Here is a 12,021-nt window from a genome sequence, read left to right as displayed (position 1 = left end):
TAAAGATTTTGCCTACGGGGTGAAACTGATACTTAGTTTATGGATCTTACCACTGGCACTCAAAGATTTATTATATCAAAGTACTCCTGAATTTCGCTTCGCAGTATTCAGGGTTATTATTACCTGTGCCTTTGGTATATCTTTAAGTTAAGTTTTCGAGTTTCTAGCCAAAGTGGAAGTTTAGCGCCAAAATTCTATAATAAATCCAGGATCTTCATTAATCCTAGTTTCACTTGATTCATTTCATTCTCAGAAAGGATTCCTATTAGCTTTATGAATCTTTCTTAGGATAATGATTTAATCTGGAAACAATCCGCAGCACTAATTTTAGATAACCCATTCCCAGGATTTGGATAAAGTTCAATATGCCAATCCTTTATAACCTTACTAGCATTAGTTATAGGAACAACCACTTTTAATTGAAGTACTCCCATGCTGTCATGATTGACAATAACAGCTGGTCGTTTTTTGTCTATTTCTTGACCAATTTTTGGGGCAAAATCAACTAACCATATCTCCCCTGTTCTCATTCTTCGATTATATCTAGATCAATATCAGAAAGATCGTTATTCGAATTTTTGTAATAAGCTATTGTTTCAGGTTCATTCGCTTGCGATTCAATTCTCTTATAGATGTCCGTTTTGTATTGACGTAATTCATCTACGGCTTTCTGGAAGCTTTTTCCATCAACTGCTGAGCGTATTAATATTCCATCAGCTTTTTCCTCCAAAATCACTTTGTCCTAACCATACTTCTCAATCAATTCTTCAGGAATTATCAAAGCTTTATTTTTACCGATCTTTGTTAATGAATTTGACATAATTCAATATACTAAATTGTACTAAAGAAGTTGTAACCTGCAATTCAGTTTCTGCATTTCGACCATTAAAAGCTTAGGTAGAGCAAATGTTCCGCTGACTCTTTCATTCAATATAATACCTCGTCAACTAATCACCGAGCTATTCTAGTCCAATTAATCAGAACCAACATCAAACAAGCAATTCCTACCGATCCACACCCATTGAAACCTTCTCCTCATTAATCAGAATAGGCTTTCCAAACCCGAGTTTCTCTAGTCCTTTCAACTGAGTCTTCGTATCGCCTACTACCAACCAAATCATCTTATCAGGATCTAGATAGCGCTTAGATAATTTTGGATACGTTCCACAGTCATCTCTCTTACAATCTTCTCTCTACCCTTTACATAGCAGGAGCCCAGCCATATTCACTGATGTTTTCTAGCATGGCAAGCTTTGCACCAGCTGTCTCAAATGCGCGTGCATTGCTTTTGATCATAAAACTCTGAGTGGTTTCCAAATCTTCTGGCGTATAGGTTGCAGCATAATTTGTCAGAATATCCTTTACCAGTTGAGCAGATTCATAGGTCACGTTGCTTCGTACACCACTAGAAATACTAAATGGTCCTGCTACTTTTCCTCCAGAAAAAGAAGATCTAATCCCATAAGTATATCCCTTACCTTCCCTCAATTCCTGTGTGAGTCGGGAAGCAAAACCTCCCCCTCCCAAGATGTAATTCATTACTACCGCAGGATAATAATCTGGATTGGTAGAGGCGAGTGCTGGATAGCCAAACTGTAGAATAGATTGTTTAGAGTCTGGAATATCATAAAAGTACAGTTTTGCAGTCTCTGGTCTAGCTGGAGCGTCAAAAGCAGGAATGCTCACCTCCTTGCTTTCCCAAGAAGTAATCAAGTTCTGTTAAGAGGAGATGATATTAATTTTGCCCAAATCCCCAACAACATGCAAGCGAGTGACTGATGGGGATATGAAATTTTCATAGTATGTTCTCAAGTCATCTATGCTGATGGCTTCAACAGTTTTAATACTTCCCAAGATGTTTGTTTTGAGCTCGTATTTTTCCTTCGCCGTAGATTAGTTTATTGAATTCATTTTGAGCGACCATAGTTGGACTGGATTCAAGCTGACGAATTCTGCTAATAGTAGATTGCTTGGCTAGCTCATAACCTAAACTCCAAGGCTTATTCTACTTTCAGAATAGAGATCATATACAGCAATCAAAGCTTCGGATCCTCTGGCATCTGGATACAGTTCGTAACGTGCTATCTCTTCCCGTTTTTCCACATAAACTGGATTGTATTTTTCGTCATACACATTCCATACGATAAGCAAAAAATGATAACTGATTAGGCTTTCCCTTCCTTCGGCCAGCCAGGTTTCGAAAATTTCTTCAGTAATAGATCCAGGGTAATCAGGTCCGTCAAACATAGGTGGTATTTCTAATGATGTAAGTATATAATGGTGCTGGTAAAGTAGGTTAAAGATGAGAAATTATCTGAAGGAGGTGGCTATCTAATGGGTTAGAGATTATAATTGACTTCTGTTCGAAGATTTACCAGCAATATCAGATTTATCATCCTACTTTCTTATATTCAATCTTTTACCCACAACCTTTAAAATTATTTCATATGAAAAAAATTGGAAAATTATTTTTAGGCCTACTGGTTCTGGCCCTCGTATTAGGAGCGGTTTTGACTTTCAATGCTCTCAGAATGGAGTCAAAACAAGTAGAAGCAAAACCTTATCAGCCGGTAACAATTTCGGACCAGGTTTTTCAAAATCTTTCTACAGCCATTCAGTTTCAGACTATTTCTTTTAGTGAAGATGCCGTTCCAGATTCTACCATTTTTAATGGTTTTCATCAATTTCTAGCAACGACTTTTCCTAGGGTTCATGAGACTATGTCTCTAACCAGAATCAGTGAATATAGCTTATTGTACACTTGGGAAGGGTCAGATCAAGCTAAGAAGCCAATTATTTTAATGTCACATCAAGATGTTGTTCCCGTGGATGTACCCACCATGGAAATGTGGGAGGCTGGACCATTTGAGGGAAAAATAACTGAGAATCATATCATAGGAAGAGGAACACTAGATGATAAATCCTCACTTATTGCTTTATTGGAAAGCGCAGAAATGCTTATAAGAGAAGGCTTTGTTCCAAACCAAACCATCTATTTTGCCTTTGGGCATGATGAGGAAGTTGGGGGATCTACCGGAGCTGCCAAAATCGCAGACTATCTGGAAGAAAAAGGGATTCATGCAGCTTTCACGCTAGATGAAGGCGGTATGATAGCGGAGGGAATGGTGCCTGGTATTGATCAACCTGTTTCCATGATTAATGTGGCAGAAAAAGGATTTGCCTCCTTTAAATTAATTGTTGAAACAAAGGGTGGACATAGTTCTGCACCTCCTAGGGAAAATACTATTGGTATCCTTGCTCAGGCAATAGTGGATTTGGAGAATAATCAGCGTCCCTACAGACTGGTAGATCCTGTACGATATCAACTTGAATACTTGGGTCCCGAAATGCCCTTTGCGCAGAAAATAGCTTTTGCCAATCTATGGCTTTTGAAAGGTCCAATATTGAAAGCGCTCAACTCACATACTACCACCGCGCCTACTATCATTGATGGTGGAGTGAAAAACAATGTGATACCCACTGTAGCTGAGGCAACTATTAACTTTAGGATTTTGCAGGGAGAAACAATAGAATCCGTTCAAGAGCATATCGAAAACACAATCAGTAATAAAGTTCGAGTGGAGAAATCAGGCTTCTTGACTAATCCATCACCCTCATCAACTATTGACTCGGATGCCTACAAACTATTGGAATCTACTATTCGGTCTGTGTTTCCGGAAACTGTTGTGGTACCTGGTTTAATTGGAGGAGGAACTGACGCTCGATACTTTTATAAGATTTCCGACGGGGTTTATAGATTTTATCCTATCCGGATCAATCCTGAATCCATGAGTAGATTTCATGGTATTGACGAGAAAATCTCCAAAGAAAACTACAAGGAAATGATACAGTTTACATACCAGTTGATGAAAAAGTTCAACGAAATCTGATAGTTTAAAAAGCTAGGAGACTCAAGATTAAATTCCTAAGTCTCCTGGCAACATTACCAAATTTTAATTCTTTCCTCCTCTGACTTATAATTTACATCCCCTGGCTGAACGTTGAATGCCTCATAAAAAGGATCAAAATTCATCAGTGGGCCATTTACTCTCCAAACTGCCGGAGAATGGGAATTGGTATTCACATAGGCTCTTAGGAATTCGTCTCGCGTTTTTACTCTCCAGATTCTAGCGATGGAAAGACAAAAGCGTTGGTCCGGAGTAAATCCATCAATCGTGGTAGTATCCTGACCTTGCTCAGTTAATTTAAACGCCTCATAGGCAATGTATAGCGCGCCGTTGTCTGCAGTGTTTTCACCAATGGTCATTGCACCTTTCACATGCACAGAATCTAGCACTGTGAAGCTGTCATAGCGATCGATAAGTTGTTGCGTTTTTCCTTTGAACTTCTCGTAATCTTCAGTAGTCCACCAGTTTTTCACATTGCCGTCCTTATCGTATTGCGCACCCTGATCATCAAAAGCATGCGTCAACTCATGGCCAATTACCATTCCTATTCCGCCGTAATTAATCGCATCATCGGCATACAGATCAAAGTATGGATATTGTAAAATTCCCGCTGGAAATACGATCTCATTCAATGAAGGATTGTAATAAGCTGTCACCGTGGAAGGCGTAGTTCCCCACTCATCTCTGTTAGGTTCCTTACCGAATTTATCTAACTGATAACGACTCTGATCTTGTCTCAAAGCAAGCACATTTTCAAAATACTTGTTTCTGTCTATACTCACATCATATTCTCTCCACACATCTGGATAACCGATTTTCTTGGTGATGGCATACAACTTTTCCTTCGCCTGAGTTTTGGTGCTATCGCTCATCCAGTCGAGCTGGTTGATTCTACTTTCAAATGCTTTTTGAAGATTGTTGACCAAATCCAATACGCGCTTTTTAGCATCTTCTTTAAAATATCTCTTCACATATAACTGCCCTAAAGCAAATCCTAATTGTCTATCTACTTTTTGAACCATCTGCTGAGCTCTAGTCAATTGAGTGGATTGCCCAGAAATAACTTTTTCATAGGCAAAAGACGCATCCTCAAAGGGCTTGCTCAATTCATCTGCATAGGATGCCAAGGTATGAGCCTTGATATATGTTTTCCAGTCAGAAATGGGAACAGACTTCAGCATTTTATTCAGAGTGGAATAATAGGCAGGTTGGCGAACATCCACAGAATCTGCATCTAAGCCCAATTGCTTTAAAGAGCTAGACCAGCCAATATTTGGCTCTTTCTGATCCAATTCCGCAACAGCCATTTTGTGATAATTCTCCTTTATTACTCTTCGCTCTATTCGGGTCTTATGAGATTCAGCAAATTTTTTCTCAATCCCATAAACGGTTGCAGCATCCTTTTTCGCAGTAGCCCCATCAGTTCCAGTCAGCTCAAAAAGCGTCGCTAGGTAATCCAAGTATGCTTGCTGAATTCCCAAAGTAGAGGAATCAGTCTTGAAGTAATAATCTCGGTCTGGTAAGCCCAATCCCGTCTGTCCAAAGTGTGCAATATTAATACTGCTATTTTCAGCATCAGGTGAAATACCCAAACTCAAAATGGTTTGATTGTTAGATTTGATTTCTTCAGTGACAAAACTCATCAGAGAAGGAACATCGTTTATCGTCTCGATCTGAGCCAAAATCGGTTTGATAGGTTCATATCCGCGTGCATTGATCGCTTCTGTGTCCATTCCTGAGGCATAGAAATCTCCAACCTTTTGATCAATACTTCCTGCCGTATTTTCAGCAGCAGAAACTTCCTCGAGTATATTCTGTAAAAGCATTTTTTGAGGAATGTTCAAAAAGGAATAGGAACCTACACCTGATTGATCGTCAGCGATTTTGGCGGTATCATACCAAATCCCATTCACATGCATGAAGAAGTTGTCTCCTGGTTTGATAGAGTTATCTATTTCAGCCACTTCTACAAAATTACGATCCGATTTCGCCTTTTCGGGTTCATTTTGCTGGCTACAGGAGATCAAAAGGATAAGTGATGCGAAAAGCAGATTTTTCATAGCTGATGGTTATTTTTCAAAAAGGTAAATGAAATTTCGAAATCCACAAACACCATTTATATAAGCGTTGGTTTGCGCACAAAAACTTGACTTTTACTTTGCTCTTTTGTGACATGTTATTTGTTCCTCTCAAAGTGAAAATCAGCGAATATATTTTTTAGCTACCGCTATTTGTATCTATAAGTTACTGATATACTTTGTGTTGATGGGGCTCATTGAACCATTACTGTTGTATTGGAGTAATAGTAGATGAAACTATTTCTCCAACCTAAACCATATACTCAATGAGTACTTTTACGCTTGATAATGTGCCTCCTCAAAATGGCAAAATAGCGATCGTCACTGGAGCAAATTCTGGTTTGGGTTATGAAACCGCACTGGCACTAGCCAAAAAAGGAGCTACAGTTATACTTGCTTCTAGAAACCTATCAAAAGCACAGGATGCAATGCATCAGATTCTGCTGGAGATGCCTAACGCTGCTCTGGAAATAATTTTACTAGATCTGAATAGTCTTCAATCCATTGAAAATTTTGCTAAAGAATTTTCAAGTAAATATGATCGCTTGGATTTGCTGATCGAAAACGCAGGGATTATGATGCCTCCCTTATCCAAAACTAAAGATGGATTCGAAAGTCAATTAGGGGTGAATTATTTAGCTCATTTTCATCTTACCAATCTACTTTTTCCAATAATAAAAGAAACGGCAGAAGCTAGAATTGTGACGCTTAGTAGTCTGGCTCATCAAAGCGGTAAGATTGATTTTGACAATTTAAATGCAGAAAAAAGCTATTCTAAGTGGAAGTTTTATGCGCAGAGTAAACTGGCTTGCCTGATGTTTGCCTATGAATTACAAAGACGAATTGACTCTGCTGGTATTGATGCGATTTCGCTTTCTGCCCATCCAGGATTTTCTGACACCAATCTAGGTACATTTCTTCCGTCAATAGGGAGAGCTTTATTTTCCCCACTTACTTCCATAATAGGTCAGGGCTCTAAGCAGGGAGCACTTCCGACATTGAGAGCAGCCTTGGATCCTGAAGCAAAAGGTGGCGAGTATTATGGGCCGTCTGGATTCAGAGAACTCAAAGGTGATCCTGTGAAAGTAAAATCTAGCAGCAGATCTCATGACTTAGGAGTAGCGGCTAAACTATGGTCGGATTCTGAAGAATTGACAGGTAAAACCTTTGAGCTATAATAGGTAATTCAACTATAGATTTTCCTATCCAAAGCTGAGATCAGGCTACCTATTTCAAAAATCTATCAACATTAATAGGATTGTTGTCTGCAGTTTCAGAATTAGCTTATTTCTTCAAACTATGTAAATACTCAATACTTTTAGGCACCTGCTGATAGTAAATGGGGCTTTCATCCTCTATGTAAAAGTGCTCCACTCCAGCTTTTTTTGCGGCTTTAATAATAGCAGGTATATCGAGTTGACCTCTGCCTAATATGACATCATTCTCTTTAGGTGTTCCACCAGATAGGTTGCCCTTCACTCCTTTTCGTAGGTCTTTCAGGTGCATTAGCTTAAAGCGATTACCATATTTCTCAAGTAAAGCAGCTGGATCTGCCCCAGGGAAAAAGGTCCATAAAATATCCATTTCGAAACTCACATAAGCTGGATTGGTCTCCTGAATCAAAAGGTCATATAGTGTGCCTTCTCCATAGGGCTCGAACTCAAAGCCATGATTGTGATAACAGAAAGTAAGATCAAAATCTTCCTTGAGGACCTTCCCAACAGCATTGAAAGCAGCAATGGTTTTTTGTGCAATTTCCAAGGTAAAAGCTCCATCGCGAGGTATTGAAGCTACTCGCACGAATTTAGCGCCTAAGGCCTTTGCATTTTCAGCAACTGTGGCTGTCTTTTCCATCAGATCCTTGTATCCTACTCCGAAAGAAGAACAATGCATCCCTCTCTTGTCAAGCTCCATTTTGATATCAGCAGCAGTATGCCCGAAAAGGTTAGAAAATTCCATGTCAGTAATTCCCATTGCCTGAAGAGTGTCTAGTGTTGCTGGGAGATCCTTGGTAAGGCTATTTCTATAAGTATAGGAAACCATTCCCGGTATTTCTGGAAAAAGTGCATCGCTAGTCTGCGCCAAAAGTGAAGATGAGCACAGCATGAATAAAATGACAAAAACTGAGTGATAGTGTTTCATGAGCTTATGAGTTTTGACGAAGTCTTCATACTAACAGACTTGTATTTCCAGATCTTTGAAAATACATGCATTTGACTCAAAAACAGTAAGACACATCAGATTTATTACACCTTGAGGGCTCGACAGTCATCAGACTTCATAAAAGGTCGGAAATAGGCTGGAGATAAATCAAGAGCTGGATGTGTAGTCCAGGGTCTCTTTTCATGAAGTGAAAGGTATTCTGCAGCTCTACCGTCAAAATACTTGATTTCTATGCCAGGATAAGTAGATCGAAGTGGATCATAAAATTCAACGAATTCACGTTGGTCGCGAAAATCAGTTTTAATCAAGTGAATGACGATCTCTCTGCAGCTGTCTGTGCTCACAAGGAAATCACTTGTCCATTTGATAAGTTTCTCTTGCTTTTTCCTTTTGGTACTTTCATAGCAAGTAACACCAAAAGGAGGAATTGGCCCGTAATGCTCTACTACCGTATGTTGCGGGCTTTCAAACTCTGCTTCACCAAAGCCCGTTTCCCAAGAATTCATAGTGCTTATAGAAGGTAAATTAACCTGCGTGAGAGCTATTGTATCATACCAAAATCGCTTGGAAGAAGGTAAAAAACGATGGTTTCTTAAAGGGATTCCTTTCTCTCTAGACCAAGCGTGCATAAAGTGAAATAAAGGATTGTTGAAAGTAAGTACATCATGATGAGATGTAAGGTGATCAGGTTCACGGCCAAATATCCGTTTGAATTTTTCATATTGAGCTAGAAACTCCAGCTTGATTTGATCCACATAATCTGAGTTTTCAAATTTCTTATCGAATTTACGAAAGTTGAGAAACTTGTGATCATCATCAACTAATCGCCAAATTCTTGACCAATCTGAAACTGGTTCACCAGAAGTTATGGTAAAATGAAGCCCTATGTGAGTAGTTTCAAATAAGCTTTTGGAACTACCATTCCGGTTGTGATTCTTTAATGTTTCTGCAAACCGTTTTAGGTATTCCTCTTTGGGATCATCTGGTCGATTGACTAGTACAGCGAGAGAATTAATCCAGCCTTCTTTTAAGGCAATTTGAGCACCTACGTCGATTTGATCCACAATCCCTATATCATCAGCAGTGACTATGATTTTCTTATCTATTAGAGGGATTTCAGAACTGGCATAAACAGCCTTGCTCCAGACAAAACTATGATTTGTCAAAACATACCAAATGTCAGAATCTAAGTAAGGCTCCCCTATCACTGCATGCGAAATTTCCACTTCATCATTTGGTTTGAGAACTTTGAACACGTCCGAATTAACCGATGGCCAAAACTCTCTAAGGTTTACATGAAGCTTTATGATTCCTTTGTAAGTTCCCATTAGCCGACTACGTTTGTGCTCTTGCTTTCAGATGATGTAGAAGCTGAAGCTGTGTTAACTGGGATTTGAACGGAATTTCGGACCTTCATTAGCTTGTTTAGTATGTCAAACCAAAATGGAGCTCCTAGGGAAATAGCAAAGGCAGTGATCAACCAACCTAGATAGGTCCAGAAGGTATAATCATCATCCTTACTGGCTCCCAATACAGCATTATATTTACTGAGTGTGGTATTCAAAGAGTCTATGTATTTCATCTGGGAATCCAAAGTGGCAGTTGTTCCTCCTTCAGGATTTTCCGCTATATGAGACTTGGCACTATCTACCAAAAGGGCCCGCATATCATCGTTTTTACTAAGATCAGTGGTGAGTTTTATAGTGTCCACATTGAATAATCCAGCGATGATCAATCCTACGAAAAAGGTCAATAAAGTCAGTTTACGCTTATACCATCCAGCGATTCGATCCATTTGATCATCGTACCAGTTTTCCATCAGGGCACGGAACTTAGCCTTATCATTGGCTGCGTTTTTCCAGAGTGTTTTAAGTTGGTACTTGGTTTCATCACCGAGGGAAAATCCTTCTATTTCCCAGGGATGTTCTTTATTGTTTCGTTGAAATAGTTCCTCTTTCAGAAAGTTAAGTTCTTCAGTTAGAGATTCAAGGCTTATCTTATCTGGATCAGGAGATTGCCCCAATGCTTTCAATTCCTCTTCTGTCCTTTTAATTCGGGCTACCAATCCACTTGAATCGTATTCTGGAATCATCCCAAGTGTAGCGGAAATATTATCGACCTCATCTAGATAACTTCCTTGCTTGAGCAAGTCAAACAAAGTACTTGCAAAACGGTCTTTGGAGATATAGGAAGGCTTGGAATTAATTCCTTTATGTCCTAGATATTTGATGGAAGGATGCTTGTAAAAAGCCTTCGTCAAGGGATTGTCAGTTTTGACATAAAAGAGATTCAGAACGGTATGATTGATACTGTTCGATTGCTGATCATCCGCGAGTAAGCGATCAATTCCAGTGATTAGATTTTTTGCTCTAGAGCTAAAGCTGGTGGTTATGGCCTCAATAACCGTCATCGCAAAGAGACTATAGAGCAGATAAATGAACACCAAACTGATAAAAACGTCAAGTACGACTAGTCCTGTCATGGCATTTGTAATAAAATTGTTAAAAAACTATTCTTAAAAATTCAATTTAAACGATTGATATATTGATAATTAAACTACAAAAAACAGTTGAAATAGTAACAATCTAAGTTCAAAAAAGAAGTAGAAATAAGTGTAGGCATCTAAATACTCAAGTTTTTTTTTACTTAGCTCAAATGAATTGACTGCGAAATTTAACTTAGACAAAGCCTCAAGTTTTTCCTTCTACTCCATTCGTATGGAAATGATACCTGTGCATTTCTCGCATTCCAACGGTAAATTAGTAGGAAGAACTATATCTACAACTGTATTTATTGCCTTTCGGATCTACGGCAGACTTTTCATATTTCATCTGTTTATTACTAAGTCCATAAATTTCTCAATAGATATACATATATTAATACAGTATTAATTATCAACCACTTAAAACCTCTTTTTTATGGAAAAATTAAAAATAGCAAGCATTGCACTTCTAGCTTTAGCCGTGCAAGGATGTCAGGATGTAGATCCAACTAGTGATGTATTGGATCAGAGTCAGATCAACGAGGAAGTTGTTTATAAGGACTTGGATTGGAAACCAATTGATGTAAAAACAATTGATCCTAATGCGCGAACTACCAATTCTCCTTATCAGGTCGAACTAGTCAGTGCTGAGTACATTACTGCACCAGAGAGTAATATGGCTGGGCAAACTGTGATCTTCTCCGATCGAGGATCAAAGAAATTAGATTTTGATTTTTCACCTATTGCCAAGCTGAACGAGACACCTGATATTTCTTACTATGTAGATCAGGTAAGGCCAGGAACTGATTTGGATTTAGCCACTAAAGAAGCGGCTATAGATCGAGCTGCCGCTACATGGGATGGTGTGAATTGTTCTGATTTTGGATTGTACAAAGTTGACGGACTACCGCTACCTATTGGAATTGTAGCATATGAATTAGGTTATCCAAGTATTCCAGGATACATCGCTGATGTAAATCATGCAGGCTGGATGCCAGCTAGTTTCTTTGATTTTTTAGCTCCAAATGGTAGTCAATTTATACTTGGCGTCACTTTTACCTTGCTACTAATAGATGAAAATGGAGAATACATTGACACTAATGGCGATGGAAAATTTGACGTAGGCTTGAGAGAAATATATTACAATGACAACTTTTACTGGGGAGATGGTGAACTAGTAGATGTAGAAACTATAGCACTGCATGAAATGGGGCATGGTTTGAGTCAAGGACATTTTGGAAAAGCCTTTATTAAGAATAAGGGAGGAATACAATTTGCACCAAGAGCAGTGATGAACGCTTCATATACTGGTGTACAGACTCAAATCAAAGGAACAGATAATGGTGGACATTGTGGTATTTGGGGAAATTGGCCAAATAACTAATAGTCT

At 38.8% G+C, this 12,021-nt stretch carries 10 protein-coding genes; 3 read left to right on the top strand and 7 right to left on the bottom strand.

The window, feature by feature from the left end:
- Positions 1-284 precede the first annotated feature (284 nt).
- The 3 genes from LV85_RS06430 to LV85_RS06415 all read right to left on the bottom strand — a co-directional run bounded on the left by LV85_RS06430 (position 285) and on the right by LV85_RS06415 (position 2,247).
- Positions 285-530, bottom strand: a complete 246-nt coding sequence (locus LV85_RS06430) for a type II toxin-antitoxin system PemK/MazF family toxin (protein ID WP_111317364.1) — start codon at positions 528-530, stop codon at positions 285-287.
- Between the two features lie 670 nt (positions 531-1,200).
- On the bottom strand, positions 1,201-1,713 hold the full coding sequence (locus LV85_RS06420; RefSeq protein ID WP_111317362.1) for a M16 family metallopeptidase: 513 nt from the start codon (positions 1,711-1,713) through the stop codon (positions 1,201-1,203).
- 273 nt (positions 1,714-1,986) lie between these two features.
- Complete coding sequence (locus LV85_RS06415; protein ID WP_111317361.1) at positions 1,987-2,247, bottom strand: hypothetical protein; 261 nt, start codon at positions 2,245-2,247, stop codon at positions 1,987-1,989.
- A 200-nt stretch (positions 2,248-2,447) separates the two neighbouring features.
- Between LV85_RS06415 and LV85_RS06410 the strand changes: the two genes are divergently transcribed.
- Complete coding sequence (locus tag LV85_RS06410; RefSeq protein ID WP_245942184.1) at positions 2,448-3,890, top strand: M20 family peptidase; 1,443 nt, start codon at positions 2,448-2,450, stop codon at positions 3,888-3,890.
- A 53-nt stretch (positions 3,891-3,943) separates the two neighbouring features.
- Here LV85_RS06410 and LV85_RS06405 read toward each other — a convergent pair whose 3' ends face one another.
- Entirely contained in the window at positions 3,944-5,968 is a 2,025-nt protein-coding gene (locus LV85_RS06405; RefSeq protein WP_111317360.1) for a M13 family metallopeptidase, read from the bottom strand.
- A 284-nt stretch (positions 5,969-6,252) separates the two neighbouring features.
- Between LV85_RS06405 and LV85_RS06400 the strand changes: the two genes are divergently transcribed.
- Positions 6,253-7,164 (top strand): oxidoreductase, encoded by a 912-nt coding sequence (locus LV85_RS06400; protein WP_111317359.1) that lies wholly within the window; start codon positions 6,253-6,255, stop codon positions 7,162-7,164.
- Positions 7,165-7,270: 106 nt separating this feature from the next.
- Here the strand turns inward: LV85_RS06400 and LV85_RS06395 are convergent, their stop codons facing one another.
- The 3 genes from LV85_RS06395 to LV85_RS06385 all read right to left on the bottom strand — a co-directional run bounded on the left by LV85_RS06395 (position 7,271) and on the right by LV85_RS06385 (position 10,631).
- Positions 7,271-8,128: a sugar phosphate isomerase/epimerase family protein gene (locus tag LV85_RS06395; RefSeq protein ID WP_111317358.1), complete on the bottom strand. Its 858-nt coding sequence runs from the start codon at positions 8,126-8,128 to the stop codon at positions 7,271-7,273.
- 104 nt (positions 8,129-8,232) lie between these two features.
- Positions 8,233-9,477, bottom strand: coding sequence for a ChbG/HpnK family deacetylase (locus LV85_RS06390; protein ID WP_111317357.1), 1,245 nt, complete (start codon positions 9,475-9,477; stop codon positions 8,233-8,235).
- Complete coding sequence (locus LV85_RS06385; RefSeq protein WP_111317356.1) at positions 9,477-10,631, bottom strand: hypothetical protein; 1,155 nt, start codon at positions 10,629-10,631, stop codon at positions 9,477-9,479. The genes LV85_RS06390 and LV85_RS06385 overlap by 1 nt, the downstream gene beginning before the upstream one ends.
- A 436-nt stretch (positions 10,632-11,067) precedes the next feature.
- Between LV85_RS06385 and LV85_RS06380 the strand changes: the two genes are divergently transcribed.
- A complete protein-coding gene (locus LV85_RS06380) occupies positions 11,068-12,015 on the top strand; it encodes a zinc metalloprotease (RefSeq protein WP_111317355.1) in 948 nt (315 codons plus the stop codon).
- Positions 12,016-12,021: the final 6 nt, after the last annotated feature.

It is taken from the genome of Algoriphagus chordae (assembly GCF_003254055.1).
In the GTDB taxonomy this organism is placed as follows: Bacteria; Bacteroidota; Bacteroidia; order Cytophagales; family Cyclobacteriaceae; genus Algoriphagus; species Algoriphagus chordae.
The sequence above is the reverse complement of the archived record's forward strand: the minus strand, read 5'-3'. Positions and strand labels throughout refer to the sequence as shown.